The sequence below is a fragment of the Bradyrhizobium sp. genome (assembly GCF_052389815.1).
Lineage (GTDB): Bacteria > Pseudomonadota > Alphaproteobacteria > Rhizobiales > Xanthobacteraceae > Bradyrhizobium.
In genome coordinates this window covers 35,330-48,537 of sequence record NZ_JBQTHN010000148.1, presented here as the reverse complement: position 1 = coordinate 48,537, position 13,208 = coordinate 35,330, and the positions used below count along the sequence as shown (strand labels likewise).

The 13,208-nt window shown below is 67.1% G+C and carries 11 protein-coding genes and 1 tRNA gene; 10 read left to right on the top strand and 2 right to left on the bottom strand.

Going from position 1 to position 13,208, the window contains the following annotated elements:
* The first annotated feature begins 36 nt into the window (after positions 1 to 36).
* From ACT4OC_RS22960 to ACT4OC_RS22940, 5 genes are all read left to right on the top strand, one after another.
* Positions 37 to 783: a uroporphyrinogen-III synthase gene (locus ACT4OC_RS22960; protein ID WP_444841324.1), complete on the top strand. Its 747-nt coding sequence runs from the start codon at positions 37 to 39 to the stop codon at positions 781 to 783.
* A 50-nt stretch (positions 784 to 833) separates the two neighbouring features.
* Positions 834 to 2,024, top strand: a complete 1,191-nt coding sequence (locus ACT4OC_RS22955; protein WP_444841323.1) for a COG4223 family protein — start codon at positions 834 to 836, stop codon at positions 2,022 to 2,024.
* A gap of 7 nt (positions 2,025 to 2,031) precedes the next feature.
* Positions 2,032 to 3,783, top strand: coding sequence for a heme biosynthesis protein HemY (locus ACT4OC_RS22950; RefSeq protein ID WP_444841322.1), 1,752 nt, complete (start codon positions 2,032 to 2,034; stop codon positions 3,781 to 3,783).
* A 185-nt stretch (positions 3,784 to 3,968) separates the two neighbouring features.
* Positions 3,969 to 4,044, top strand: a tRNA-Thr gene (locus ACT4OC_RS22945).
* 173 nt (positions 4,045 to 4,217) lie between these two features.
* Positions 4,218 to 4,712: a hypothetical protein gene (locus ACT4OC_RS22940; RefSeq protein ID WP_444841321.1), complete on the top strand. Its 495-nt coding sequence runs from the start codon at positions 4,218 to 4,220 to the stop codon at positions 4,710 to 4,712.
* A gap of 185 nt (positions 4,713 to 4,897) precedes the next feature.
* Here the strand turns inward: ACT4OC_RS22940 and ACT4OC_RS22935 are convergent, their stop codons facing one another.
* Entirely contained in the window at positions 4,898 to 5,917 is a 1,020-nt protein-coding gene (locus tag ACT4OC_RS22935; protein ID WP_444841320.1) for a polysaccharide deacetylase family protein, read from the bottom strand.
* Between the two features lie 322 nt (positions 5,918 to 6,239).
* Between ACT4OC_RS22935 and ACT4OC_RS22930 the strand changes: the two genes are divergently transcribed.
* Entirely contained in the window at positions 6,240 to 6,524 is a 285-nt protein-coding gene (locus tag ACT4OC_RS22930; protein WP_444841319.1) for a hypothetical protein, read from the top strand.
* A gap of 130 nt (positions 6,525 to 6,654) precedes the next feature.
* Positions 6,655 to 6,873, top strand: coding sequence for a cysteine rich repeat-containing protein (locus ACT4OC_RS22925; RefSeq protein WP_444841318.1), 219 nt, complete (start codon positions 6,655 to 6,657; stop codon positions 6,871 to 6,873).
* Between the two features lie 3 nt (positions 6,874 to 6,876).
* On the opposite strand, the gene ACT4OC_RS22920 is transcribed toward ACT4OC_RS22925, so the two are convergent.
* The gene (locus ACT4OC_RS22920) at positions 6,877 to 8,565 is read right to left on the bottom strand and encodes an MFS transporter (protein WP_444841317.1); all 1,689 of its coding nucleotides are present in this window, start codon (positions 8,563 to 8,565) and stop codon (positions 6,877 to 6,879) included.
* A 153-nt stretch (positions 8,566 to 8,718) separates the two neighbouring features.
* Between ACT4OC_RS22920 and ACT4OC_RS22915 the strand changes: the two genes are divergently transcribed.
* The 3 genes from ACT4OC_RS22915 (at position 8,719) to ACT4OC_RS22905 (ending at position 12,993) form a co-directional block, all read left to right on the top strand.
* A complete protein-coding gene (locus tag ACT4OC_RS22915) occupies positions 8,719 to 10,092 on the top strand; it encodes a hydrolase (RefSeq protein ID WP_444841316.1) in 1,374 nt (457 codons plus the stop codon).
* Positions 10,093 to 10,174: 82 nt separating this feature from the next.
* Complete coding sequence (locus ACT4OC_RS22910; RefSeq protein WP_444841315.1) at positions 10,175 to 11,563, top strand: cytochrome P450; 1,389 nt, start codon at positions 10,175 to 10,177, stop codon at positions 11,561 to 11,563.
* 20 nt (positions 11,564 to 11,583) lie between these two features.
* Positions 11,584 to 12,993: an adenylate/guanylate cyclase domain-containing protein gene (locus ACT4OC_RS22905; protein ID WP_444841314.1), complete on the top strand. Its 1,410-nt coding sequence runs from the start codon at positions 11,584 to 11,586 to the stop codon at positions 12,991 to 12,993.
* Positions 12,994 to 13,208 lie beyond the last annotated feature (215 nt).

The window sequence follows — 13,208 nt, the reverse complement described above, 5'->3', positions numbered from 1 at the left end:
CCACGCCAGCGGCAAATCCCCTCGCGGAGACCTGGTATGGCCGTTCTCGTCACCCGCCCGTTGCCCGACGGCGAGACCACCGCTGCGGATTTGCGCGCGCGGGGGGTCGAGGTTGTTACAGCCCCAATGCTGCGCTTCGAGCCGTTCGGCTTCAAGGACGAGGCGGAGACGCCCTATGGCGGGATCGTCGTCACCAGCGTCAACGCCGTGCGCGCGGTCGAATCGCAACTGGCCAGCAGCCCGCTCTTGAAACTGCCGCTGTTTGCGGTGGGTGAACGCACGGCGGCGGCCGCACGTGCTGCGGGCTTTGCCAAGGTGCTTTCGGCTGACGGGGACGCGGCTGCCCTGCGCGACCTCGTCGTTGAGAGCGCGAAAGCGAAAAAGCTGAAGAGGAAATCGCCGCTGCTCTATCTCGCCGGCGAGGAGATCTCGCGCGATCTGGCGGGCGAATTGCGCGAGCAGGGCTTTGAGGTCGTCACCCACATCGCCTACCGCATGGTTCCCGCCAAAAGCCTGCCGGGCGAGGTGGTTGACGGCTTTGCCGCCGGCCGGATCGAGGCGGTGCTGCATTATTCCCGCCGCAGCGCGCGAGCCTTTGTCGAGGCGGCACGGGCCGGCGGGGTGGAGATATCGGCGCTGGCGCTGCCGCAATGCTGCCTGTCGGCGGCGGTGGCCGAAATCGTCCGCGAAGCCGGTGCGACCCAGGTTACGGTCGCGGCCCGGCCGGACGAAAATGCCTTATTCGAGGCATTGAAGCGTGCTTTGCCGGCCCGACTGGCTTAAAGAGAGCGGTCCTGTTCTGCTAAGTTCGGTCGGAATCAGAGGTACTTGCGATGGTCGATGATAGGCCCGAAGATGCGACTTTAGCCGAATCCAGCCGGCCCAAGCGCGAGCCGCCGACCATCGACCTCAAGGCCACCGACGTCTCCGAGGCGCCGAAGCAGGAGGCCAAGGCCGCCGGTGAGGCCGAGCATGCCGCGGCGGAGCCGGCCCCGGAGCCTGCGCCGCAGGCCTCGCAAACAGTTCCGCAGCCGGTTTCGCCCTGGGCGATCGCGCCGATCTCGGGCGCAGTGGCGGCGGCGCTCGTGATCGGCGTCGGCTGGGTGCTGGGCTGGCCGGCGGTGCAGGCGCCTACTCCCGCGCCGAAGCTTAATGCCGCCGCGATCGACGATCTCACCGCGCGGATCGGCGGCCTCGAATCGAAGGCGAGCAAGCCGACGGCCGATCCCGCCGCCGCTGCGCGGATCGACGGTGTCGAAAAGGCCGTCACGGCGCTTCGCAGCGAACTCGCCGCTGCCCGTGCCCAGGCCGACAAGCTTGCCTCCGCCGTCAATGAAATCCGCGCGCAGCCGCGCGACGGCTCGGCGCCGGCGGCAGCTTCGGTCGATTTGTCGCCGATCAACGAGCGCATTGCGCAGATCGAGCGCGCGGCAAAGGCGCAGGAGAGCGAAATAGCCGCGATCAAGTCCGCCGAGGCCAAGCCTGCGAATGAAAAGCCGGCGGATGATGCCACGCTGCGCCGCGTGGTGGCGGCCTCGCTGCTCGACGTCGCGGTGCGCCATGGCGATGGCTTTGCCGCGCAGCTTTCAGCAGCGAAACCGCTCGCGCCGAGTGCCGACGCGCTGAAGCCGCTGGAAGCGTTCGCGGCCTCCGGCGTTCCCTCCGCGCCCGCGCTGTGCCGCGAGCTCGTCGCCATCGTGCCGAAGCTTGCGCCGTCGGCGCCGGAGGCCGAGACCACCGGCAGCGGCATCGTCGATCGCCTGCAGGCCGGCGCGGCAAAGCTGGTGCGCGTCCAGCGCGCGGACGCCACCGGCACCGATCGCGCCAGCGTGGTGGCGCGTGTCACAACGGCTGCGTTGCGCAACGACCTCAACGAAGCGCGGCGCGAGCTGAACCTGCTTGCTCCGGCCGATCGCGCCGCCGCGCAAGCCTGGCTCGACAGGGCAGATAGCCGGGACGCTGCGCTCGCCGCTTCGCGCAAATTCGCCTCCGACGCCATGGCCGCGCTCGCGACAGCCAAGTAGGAATTCCATGATCCGCATCATCCTGTTCCTGGCCCTGATCGCAGCGCTGGCCGCCGGCGCGGCATGGGTTGCCGACCAGCCCGGCGACGTCGTGCTGTCCTGGAGCGGCTGGCGCGCCGAGACGTCGCTTCCGGTATTCGTGCTGGGGATCGGCATCGTCGTCGCGGTGGCGATGATGCTGTGGTCGATCCTGCGCGGGCTGTGGCGAACGCCGGAGCGCATGCGCCGGCGGCGTCACCAACGGCGCCAGGCGCGCGGCCGTCACGCCATCACGCAAGGATTGCTCGCGGTCGGTCACGGCGATGCGTCCGCCGCGCGCCGGCATGCCGGCGAAGCGCAGCGTCACGCCGGGCAGGATCCGCTGGCGCTATTGCTGACGGCGCAATCGGCGCAGCTCGAAGGCGACCGCAATGGCGCGCAGCGCGCCTTCCGCGCCATGGCCGAGCGCGAGGATACGCGCCTGCTCGGCCTGCGCGGCCTGTTCATCGAGGCGCAGCGCGCGGACGATCCGGTCTCCGCCGTGATGATCGCGGACGAGGCGCTGAAGATTTCGCCGTCCTCGACCTGGGCCTCGCATGCCGTGCTCGGCTTCCGCTGCGCCAAGGGCGACTGGAACGGCGCGCTGTCGATCCTCGACAACAATCTTTCCTCCGGCCTGATCGACAAGGCGACCTATCGCCGCCAGCGCGGCGTGCTGCTCACCGCGCGGGCGCTGGAGCTGGAGAAGGTCGATCGCGATCTGTCGCGCGACAGCGTGGTGGAGGCGGTGAAGCTGGCGCCGACGCTGGTGCCGGCCGCCGTGCTCGCCGCCAAATTCGAGAGCGAGGCGCATCAGGTGCGCCGCGCGATGCGCCTCGTCGAGGCCGCCTGGCTGTCGCAGCCGCATCCCGACCTGGCCGATGCCTATGCACATGTGAAGCTCGGCGATTCCGCGCGGCAGCGCCTGGTGCGGGTCGAGACGCTGTCGGCCAAGATGCCCGGCCATATCGAGGGCGCGCTGGCGGTGGCGCGGGCTGCGATCGACGCGTCGGAATTTGCCCGCGCGCGCGAGGCGCTGGCGCCCTTCATCGACAAGCCGACGCAGCGTGTCGCGGTGCTGATGGCGGAGATCGAGCGCACCGAGCATGGCGACAGCGGCCGTGCCCGCGTCTGGGCCATGCGCGCGGTGCGCGCGCTGCACGATCCGGCCTGGACCGCTGACGGTTATGTCAGCGACCGCTGGCGTCCGGTCTCGCCGGTGTCAGGCAAGCTCGACGCATTCCAGTGGCAGACGCCGGTGGCAAGCCTGCCCTCGGACAAGGGCAGCACGATCGAATCCTCGCCGTTCGAGGATGCGATGCTCGCCGCCCCGCCGCCGAAGCGCATCGAAGCCGGGAGCAAGGCTCCGGCCGAGGTCGAGCCGCCGCGCGACGACGTGGTGGTGCCGCTCGCGCCGGCCGCGCAGGACAATACGCCCGCTTCTCTCGCCTCCGCCGAGCCCGCGCCGTCTCCTGCGCCCGCCGCAGAGCAGGCAGCGCCTGCGGCCTCGGCAGCCCCGGCGCCGCCGAAACCCGAATCGGCCCCGGCCCAGCCGGCGCCATTGTTCCGCGCCCGCCAGGACATCCCCAAAACCATTCCACAGGTCATCCCGATCGTCCGCGCCCCCGACGATCCCGGCGTCGACGACGAAGCGCCAACCGACGAATTTTCCGAGCAAATAGGCACGCCAAAGGCGCAGGCCGGCGGCTGGCGCGGATTCCTGTCCCGCTGGGGGAGCTGAGTCCGGCCTTTGTTTTGACGCGTTTTCTTCATGCGAACCGGCCCCATCCCGCATCAGGTGCGGGACAGGCTCTCGCTTGAAAACGCTATGGAAAGGGCTGCTTTTCCTTGCCAATCGGGGCCGTGCCCGATATCAGGTGCGCGACGCGTTTCCGGCCCTCGTCCGGTCGCGTCTTGCATGGGTCCGCCGCAATAGCTCAGTTGGTAGAGCACGTCATTCGTAATGACGGGGTCGGGGGTTCGAGTCCCTCTTGCGGCACCAGTGCTCGGCTTGTCCAGCCCGGACACATAGGTAACAGGTCGTACCCCTGGGTGATTGAACCGTTGAACGCATCGCAGCGCCTGTTCGACGAATCCATTGTCCGTGATCTAACTCACATAACGATCTGCCCGCGTCGGTTATTTTGCCGCGTTGATCCCCGGGGGAGACTTCCCATGCGCTTATTCGCATTGATTGCCGCATCCGCCTTCGTATTCGTGTCCGCGACGGCGCAGGCCGGCGAGGGCCGCAGCCTGTCGCTGAACGGTGTCGACCAGAAATTGCCGGGCGCGCTCGGCAAGGCGGCGGTCGCGCCGAAGGTCGTGGAGGCGCCGAAGCCGCCGGATCCGCCCAGGCCGCCCGAGACGCCGAAGGCGGCCGAGGCGCAGCCTGCCGCCGCACCTGCGCCCGTGCAACAGGCCGAGCCGCCGGCCTTCGTGCAGCGGCCGTCCGTCGTCGGCGCCAAGCCCGGCGAGGCCAAGGAAGGCCAGGTGACGTTCGACGAGAGCAAGCCGGTGCCGGCTGCGCCTGCGACGACGACCGCACCGGAGAAAGCGAAACAGGCCAAGAGCGAAAAGCCCAAACGCAAACGCGTGCATTGGGACGAGGCGCGCATCATGCGCGAGATCTATCGCTACGGCGGCTACGCCGGGATGATCGGCGGCTGGTGAGCCGCATCGCCAGTCACAAGTTCGACGTCATGGCCGGGCAAAAGCGCGAAGCGCGTCTTCACGCTGGATGTCCCGGCCATCCACGTTTTTGGGCTAGCATGGAAGTAAGACGTGGATGCCCGGGACAAGCCCGGGCATGACGAAGAGAGTACGTATAGCCTGCGGTCGATACGGATCGCTTAAGTCTAATCCGTCACCGTCTGCACCACGGCGCTCACCGGGCGGCTCGAGATCTGCGGCAGCTTGTCGTGCCTGACCATCATCGCGTCGTATTCGGGCAGCGTCTCGAACGGCGTCCTCGCCTTCATGTGCACGACCTTGTAGCCGCCGGCCTTCAGGCGCGCGAGCAGCGTCGGCAGCGCCTCGCCGGTCAGCCTCTGGAAGTCGTGCATCAGGATGATGCCCTTGCCGAGCTTGTCGACCTTGGTCATGACGGTGTTGACGATCTGCTCGGCATTTTTCGAGCGGAAATCGAAGGAATCGAGATCGGCCGAGAACATCGCGACATTGCGCGTGCCGAGATAGGCCATCGCCGCCGGATTGTGCTGCAGCTGGGGAAAGCGGAAGAACGGCGCGGGCGCCTGTCCCAGCGCCATCTTCACCGCGCTGAATCCCTTCTCGAGCTCGTCGCGGACCTGCTGCTCGGTCATCTTCTTGCTGTTGAGGTTGACGTGCGAGAAGGTGTGCGTGCCCACGGTGTGGCCGGCGGCCAGAACCTGCTTCAGGATCTCCGGATGATAGCTGGCGTGCTTGCCGACCGAGAAGAACAGGCCCTTGGTGCATTCTTCCGCGAGCGCCCGCAGCACAGCTGCGGTGTTGTTCGGCCAGGGGCCGTCGTCGAAGGTGAGCACCACTTCCTTGTCGGCGAGGAAATCGAGCTGCTTGAAATGCTCGAAGCCGAAGCCCGGGCCGCCCGAGGTGTCGATGACGACGGTGCGGGCGACGCCGAGCGCGTTGGGATTGGCGCAAGCTTGCTTTTGCTGCACGGGCGCGGGGGCGGCCGCAGGCAGCGGCGCCGGCCTCGTCAGCGAGGCCGTGACCTGCACATCGTCCTTCGCGGCCGGTGGCAACGGCTCGGCCTTGCGGGCGGCGATGGTTTGCGGGGGCGCCACGTCAGCGCGCGGCGAGGAAGTCCAGAACCACACTCCGGCGATCACGACCGCCGCAACAACACTGGCCAGCATCAGGCCCAACGCATTACGCATCGTTACAATTCCCACTGAACTTGTCGTGACGCGTTCTCTTCACGCGAAACCATTTCGCTCGAAAACGCGCCAGTTCCGTAACGGCGCATTAATGCCAATGAGGTCTTAACGCCCCACCAACGAATCGCAGGTCACACAAGGAAATTTGGCGCACCGTGCGAAACTGCGGCTCCTGTTCGCCGTACTTCCAATACGGTAACATTATCAACGGGTTGCTTGTGTGATCTGCTCTGTGATGGGTATCACGGTGCCTGGAACTGGATCGGGCCACAGTGGCACCAACAGTCAACGGGCCCCACGGAGGGGCCAACAGGAGCCGACCATGACCGCCGCTTTCACCAGGACCATTCGCAAGGCCGTTCTCGCCCTCACCATCGCGACCACGCTTGGCGCAATGGCCTCGACCCAGACCTTCGCCTACAGCGCCGAAGCCCAGCAGCAGTGCACGGGCGACGCGTTCCGCCTCTGCAGCAGCGAGATCCCGAACATCCCGAAGATCACTGCCTGCATGTTCAAGAACCGCGCTTCGCTTTCTCCGGGTTGCCGCGCCGTGATGGACAAGGACCTCGCGGCCCAGAAGACGCGCAAGGTTTCGGCCGCGGACTAATCCTCCCAGTTTGCGGTCATGCGATCCGGCGCGGGAACGCCCGCGCCGGATCGTCGTTTCCCGACATGCCCATTGCGATGCCGTGAGAGCAGCCTTAGAACCCTGATCGCTGGGTATGAAGGTGACGGCGATGCTTCGGTTTCTTGTTGTTATTCCCTTTGTCGTGTTGGCCGTTTCAAGCGCCTCGGCGCAGCAGCGGCCGGGCCAGGATGCCTGCGGACGGGATGCTTCGCGCTTCTGCCGCGCCCATCTCAGCGAGGGCGATCAGGTCGTGCTCGCTTGCCTGCAGCAGCATCGCGCAAAGCTCAGCAAGGCCTGCCAGGCGACGCTTGCCTCGCACGGAAGGTAGATTTTACGTACTGCTCCCCGCCGCCTGCGCGACCACGGGCAGCACTTCCTCGGCGGCGCGGTCCGGCGTGTCTTCCTTCCAGCGCACCGAGCCGAACGGCCGCTCCAGCATGCGGCGCACCCGCACCGGCTCCGGGCCGAGATGGAAGGCGATCGCCTGCTGATGCAATTCGCGCTCGGACTGCGTGGCGCGATTTCGCTGACGCAGATAGTCGAGCCAGGTCGGGCAGTGATAGCGCTCGGTCCACAATTCGGGGTCGGCGATGTCGCGGGCGATCGACCAGCCATAGGCGCCGTTGCGCTGCCGGCTGAGCTGCACCTCCTGCATCACGTTGTGGAACGCCCGCGCGTTGTCCGTTGCGACACGATACTCGATCTCGACCACCAGCGGGCCGCTTCGCCCCGTGAGCGACAGCTTCACCTCGGGATCGGCGAGCAATTCTGCCGCCGGCTCGTTGCGGGCGCCGATCGGCGGCATGCGCAGCCACAGCCCCAGCAGCGGCGACAGGAACATCAGCCCGGCCGAAGTGAGCAGCGCGATCTCGACGCCGGCGTAATCCGTGAGGTGACCCCAGAACCAGCTGCCGACACCGATGCCTCCGGCGATTCCGGCCTGGAACGCCGCGAGCGAGCGGCCGGCGACCCAGCGCGGCGCCGACAGCTGCACGCCGATATTGAACAGCGCGACCGCCAGCATCCATGCCGCGCCCGTCACCACCAGCGCGGCGGCGGTCAGCACCGGTTGCTTGCTCAGCGCCACCGCCGTGATCCCGCCCGCCATCGCGATGGTGCAGGCGCGGATCGCGCTCTCGCCGTTCAGCCGCTTGCGCACCTCGGTTATGTTGAGCGCGCCGACCACCGCACCCATGCCGAAGGCGCCCAGCATGATGCCGTACATCTGCGCGCCGCCGAGCAGGAGGTCGCGCACGATCAGTGGCATCAGCGCCAGCACCGAGCCGCCGATGACCCCGGTGACGAGGGTGCGCGTCAGCACGATCCGGATCGACGGCGAATTGGCGATGTAGCGCACGCCGGACACCATGGCGCGGTTGAGCCGCTCGCGCGGCAGCCGCGACGGCTCGCTGACGCGATTCCACAGGTACAGCACGATCAGCAGCGGCACGTACATGATGGCGTTCACGGCAAAGGCCGCCACGGCACCCGCGGTCGCCACGATGACGCCGCCGACGGCAGGTCCCACGCTGCGCGCGATGTTGAAGCTGATGCCGTTGAGCGCCACCGCGGCGGGCAGGGCTTCCGGCGGCACCTGCTCGCTGACCGAGGACTGCCAGGCCGGGCCCATCAGCGCCATGCCGGTGCCGACGACGAAGCAGAACGCGAGCAGGATGTTGGGCGTGATCAGGCCGAGCCAGGCCAGCACGGTCAGCGCGGTGGCGCCGACCAGCGAGATCGACAGCGCCACCATGGTGACGACGCGGCGGTCGTGCATGTCGGCGATGGCGCCGGCCGGCATCGAGATCAGCATGATCGGCATCATCAGCGCGGTCTGCACCAGTGCTACCTTGTCGGCGGAAGACGCCATCTGCGTCATCGCCCAGGCCGCGCCGACGCCCTGGATCAGCAGGCCGAGGTTGGACAGCAGGCTGGCGAGCCAGATGCGGCGAAAGACCGAGAACTTCAGCGGCGCGATGATGCCGTGATCGGCTGTCGTACGTGGCGGCGATTTCGTCATATCCCGTTCCGTCTGGCTTGCTATGGCAGGCAGCTCAGGCGCCACCGGCACCAGAGATGCCTGCGAATGCGCGTTCCTGTCCAGTGCCTAAAGCGTGCTTTCCGCGCTCATTCGGCTCCGTTAAACTGCTGAAAACACGAGGGAGATCACAAGATGGGCATTTCACGGCGGACGCTGTTGGGAGCTGCGGGAACCCTGCCCTTGTGGGCTGGCGGCGTGGCGGATTCCGCTTTTGCCCAGACCGCGCCGGCGAGCCCGCCGGCGTCCGAAATTCCGCCGATCCTGTTCGTCCACGGCAACGGCGATCATGCCGCCCTGTGGATCACGACGCTGTGGCGGATGGAATCGAACGGCGTGCCGCGCCAGCGTATGGACGCCATCAACTTCACCGATCCGCTCGCACGCAGCGACGATGCGGTCGCGCAGAGCAACCGCTCCTCGACCGAAGACCAGCGCCGCGAGCTCACTGAGGCCATCAAGGAGCTGAAGCGCCGCACCGGGGCCTCGCGCGTCGCGCTGATCGGCAATTCGCGCGGCGGCTACGCCATCCGCAACGTCGTCAAGACCGGGGGCGGCGCCGATGTCAGCCACGCGGTGCTGTGCGGCGTGCCCAATCACGGCGTGTTCGACTGGGAAGCCAATCCCGGCAACGAGTTCAACGGCCGCGCTCCGTTCCTGCGAGGACTCAACGCAGGCGAGAGCGACGTCACACCGGGAACGGCGTTCCTCACGCTGCGCAGCGACGGCATGGACAAATACGCGCAAGCCGACGGCCGCTTCGTCGGCAAGCCGGGCACGCCGACCAACGTCACCAACGACGGTCCGGCGCTGAAGGGCGCGACCAATCTGATGCTGGGAGCGGTCGATCATCGCGAGACCGCGTTCCATCCGCGCGGCTTCCGCGAGATCTACAAATTCGTCGCCGGCCGCGAGCCGTCACGCATCGAGATCGTGCCGGAGGCCGAGGTGAGGCTGAGCGGGCTCGTCACGGCGACGCCCGGCGGCGTCCAGACCAATCGCCCGGTGGGCGGTGCTGCGGTGGAGATCTATCGGGTGTCGCCGGATAGCGGCGAGCGGCTCGGCGGTCCGGTCCATTCCTCGCAGACTGGCGCGGACGGGCGCTGGGGGCCGGCGAAGGTCGATCCCGCCTGGTATCTGGAGATGGTCTTGACCTCGCCGGGCGCGCCGATCACGCATTTCTACCGCTCGCCCTTTCCGCGCTCGTCGGACGTCGTGCATCTGCGCGCCGCCAGGGCGCCGGGTCCGGCCGATGCAAATGCCGGCAGCGTCGTGATCCTCACGCGGCCGCGCGGCTTTTTCGGCCTGCCGCGCGACGTCGTGCTGCTGGACGGCAAGGAGCCGGCCGATGTGAAACCGGGCGTGCCGACCGATTCCACCGCCACCTTGCGGCTTCCGGCAGCGGAGGTGGGACGGCCCGTGGTAGCAATGTTCAACCAGGAGCGTATCGTGGCGAGAGCCTGGCCGGTCTCCGAAAACCGGATTGTGATGGCCGAGTTGACTTACTAGCTGTTGCCGCCAGGCGCGGCCTTTGAAGCGGCGGGATTGCGGACCTACATTGGGGGTGGACCTTGAGCCCCAGCGAGGCATCATGAGCATTGCCGAAATCATCGATCCGCCGCTCACCCGCCGGCCCCTGGTGCCGCCGACCCCGCCGCGCGCGCCCGACAGCATGACGGCGTTCGGCCGCATGCGGACCATGCGCGTCAACCCGATCCAGACCTGGGGCAATCGCGCCTACGCGGAAGACATCGTCCAGGGCCGCTTCGTCGGCCGCAGCAGCTTCATCCTCAACACGCCCGACGCCATCAAGCACGTCCTGGTCGACAACTACGAGAACTATACCCGCACCCCGGCCGGCATCCGCGTGCTGCGCCCGATTCTGGGCAACGGTGTCCTGATCGCGGAAGGCCGCGCCTGGAAGCACCAGCGGCGCACGCTGGCGCCGGCTTTCACGCCGCGTGCGGTCGGCACGCTGATCCCGCATATGACCGGAGCCATCGACGAGACCGTGGCGAAGCTGATGGCCGCGAGCAATGCACCCGTCGACTTGCGCGAGGTGATGCAGCGCATGACACTGGAGATCGCCGGCCGCACCATGTTCTCGTTCGGAATGGATCAGCACGGCACCGCCTTGCGCGACTATGTCATGGAATATGGCGAGCGGCTGGCGCGGCCGCATTTCCTGGATCTGTTGCTGCCGCTGAACTGGCTGAGTCCGCAGGACTTCCAGCGCGCTCGTTTCCGCAAGCGCTGGACGAAGTTCGTCGCCATGCTGATGGTGGAACGGCGCGCCGCCGGCAAGAAGGACGGCGCGCCGCCGCGCGACCTGTTCGACCTGATGGGCGAGGCGCGCGACCCCGAGACGGGACAGGCGTTCAACGACGAGCAGCTCGGCGACGAAGTCGCCACCATGATCCTGGCCGGTCACGAGACCACTGCGACCGCGCTGTTCTGGTCGCTCTATCTGCTCGCGCTCGATCCGGCGACGCAGGAGCAGGTGGCAGCGGAAGCGCGTGAGGCCGTCGCAGGCGGCGGGCTCGAGCTCGAGCGGCTGAAATTCACCCGCGCCGCGCTCGACGAGGTCATGCGCCTCTATCCGCCGGCGTTCCTGATCGCGCGCACCGCCGCGGGGCCCGACGTCGTCGCCGGCCGTCCCGTGCGCAGAGGTGACGTGATCCTGATCTCGCCATGGCTGCTGCATCGCCACGAAAAGCTGTGGCCGGATCCGAACGCCTTCATCCCCGCGCGCTTCATGACGCCGGCGCCGCCGCCGGACCGCTTCGCCTATCTGCCGTTCGGCGTCGGCCCGCGCATCTGCATCGGCGCGCATTTCGCGCTGGTGGAGGCGACGCTGGCGCTGGCGCAGATCATCGGCAAATTCCGTATCACGCTGCTCGACATGGCGCCGGTGATGCCGATCGGCGTCGTCACCACGCAACCCGACCGCTCGCCGATGTTCGCGATCTCTCCGCGTTGATCTCATCGAGGCCATCAATCATGAGTGAAACCCAGGCCTTGTTCTCGGTGCTGAAGCAGACCGCCGACGCCGACGTGGTCGATGCGATCAAGGATCTGGTCGAGAAGGGCGAGGACCGCGAGCTCAACCGCATCAACCTGCTGGATTTCGCGCGCAAGACCGGCCTCGATGAAGAGAAGGTGATTTCCGGCTTCCTGCACGCCTCCCGGCTCGGTGTGTTCGATCTCGGCTGGAATGTGCTTTGTCCCGGCTGTGGTGGCGTGCTCGATGCGCACGCCACGCTGAAATCGCTTCGGCCCGACGATTACAATTGCGCGCTGTGTGCCGCGGGCTATGAGGCCTCCGTCGATGAGCTGGTCGAGGTTGCCTTCACCGTCAGCCCGCGCGTGCGGCGCATCGCCGCGCATGATCCCAACACGCTGCCGATCTGGGAATACTACCGCCAGATTTTCTGGAGCTCTGGCGTCGACGTCGACGACGAATCGTTCACGCGCCTGACGGAAGAGGTAACGCTGGAGGCGATCGAGCTGCCGCCGGGCGAGAAGGCGGTCCTGTCGCTGCAACTGCCGAAGCAATTCGTCATCGTGTTCGAGCCGGTCACGCATGCCGCGCACTTTATCGACGTGCAGGGCGAGCCCATCAAAGAGCGCCAGCAGCTATCCATGGTGTTCAACAAGGTGCACGCGCCGACCGGCACGACGGTGATGCGCCCGGGCCCGCTTCGCCTGACGCTGGACAACCAGTCGGACGTCCGTGTGCTGCCGGGCGTCTGGATCGCCGGCGACGCGATGCATGACATGATCGGCAAGCGCAAGCCGATCCTCACGGCCAAGCGGATGCTCTCCAACCAGACGTTCCGCGATCTCTACAAGGCCGACAACCTCAACATCGACCAGCGGCTGAAGATCACCTCGCTGACCTTCCTGTTCACCGACCTGAAGGGCTCGACCGCGCTATATGAGCGCGTCGGCGACCTCGCCGCCTTCGATCTGGTTCGCGCGCATTTTCGCGCGCTGCTCGAGATCATCGCCGCGGAAAAGGGCGCCGTGGTCAAGACCATCGGCGATGCCGTGATGGCGACCTTCATCCGTCCCGAGCACGCGCTGAGGGCGGGCTTGCGCATGCGTACGGCGATGAAGGAACTCAACAGGACGCGCGGAACCGAAGACCTGATCGTCAAGATCGGCCTGCACGAAGGGCCGTGCCTCGCGGTGATGCTGAACGAGCGGCAGGATTATTTCGGCCAGACCGTGAATGTCGCGGCACGCGTGCAGAGCCTTTCGACCAATCAGGAGATCCACATCACCCAGCCGGTGATCGGTGCGCCGGAAGTCGCCGCCATCATCGAGCGCGAGGCGATCAACCCGATCCGCAAGGAGGCCGCGCTGCGCGGCATCGCCGACAAGATGGTGGTGTACGAGATACCGTAGTGAGTTCGCGCGCTCTCTCTCCGTCATTGCGAGCGCAGCGAAGCAATCCATATCTCCGCGAGACGAAAGATGGATTGCTTCGTCGCTTTGCTCCTCGCAATGACGGCATTTAACAGTGCCGGATTGCCAAAACGTAATCCCCGGCGGGGACTTTTGGCCGATTGCAGCCCGCGCGTTCCCGCCCATATAGTGGCAAGCAGCCTCAACAATGTTCC

What these genes read in the sequence shown, in the direction of transcription:
- ACT4OC_RS22960 (WP_444841324.1), top strand. Translation starts at nt 37, where the DNA reads ATGGCCGTTCTCGTCACCCGCCCGTTGCCCGACGGCGAGACCACCGCT.
- ACT4OC_RS22955 (WP_444841323.1), top strand. Translation starts at nt 834, where the DNA reads ATGGTCGATGATAGGCCCGAAGATGCGACTTTAGCCGAATCCAGCCGG.
- ACT4OC_RS22950 (WP_444841322.1), top strand. Translation starts at nt 2,032, where the DNA reads ATGATCCGCATCATCCTGTTCCTGGCCCTGATCGCAGCGCTGGCCGCC.
- ACT4OC_RS22940 (WP_444841321.1), top strand. Translation starts at nt 4,218, where the DNA reads ATGCGCTTATTCGCATTGATTGCCGCATCCGCCTTCGTATTCGTGTCC.
- ACT4OC_RS22935 (WP_444841320.1), bottom strand. Translation starts at nt 5,917, where the DNA reads ATGCGTAATGCGTTGGGCCTGATGCTGGCCAGTGTTGTTGCGGCGGTC.
- ACT4OC_RS22930 (WP_444841319.1), top strand. Translation starts at nt 6,240, where the DNA reads ATGACCGCCGCTTTCACCAGGACCATTCGCAAGGCCGTTCTCGCCCTC.
- ACT4OC_RS22925 (WP_444841318.1), top strand. Translation starts at nt 6,655, where the DNA reads ATGCTTCGGTTTCTTGTTGTTATTCCCTTTGTCGTGTTGGCCGTTTCA.
- ACT4OC_RS22920 (WP_444841317.1), bottom strand. Translation starts at nt 8,565, where the DNA reads ATGACGAAATCGCCGCCACGTACGACAGCCGATCACGGCATCATCGCG.
- ACT4OC_RS22915 (WP_444841316.1), top strand. Translation starts at nt 8,719, where the DNA reads ATGGGCATTTCACGGCGGACGCTGTTGGGAGCTGCGGGAACCCTGCCC.
- ACT4OC_RS22910 (WP_444841315.1), top strand. Translation starts at nt 10,175, where the DNA reads ATGAGCATTGCCGAAATCATCGATCCGCCGCTCACCCGCCGGCCCCTG.
- ACT4OC_RS22905 (WP_444841314.1), top strand. Translation starts at nt 11,584, where the DNA reads ATGAGTGAAACCCAGGCCTTGTTCTCGGTGCTGAAGCAGACCGCCGAC.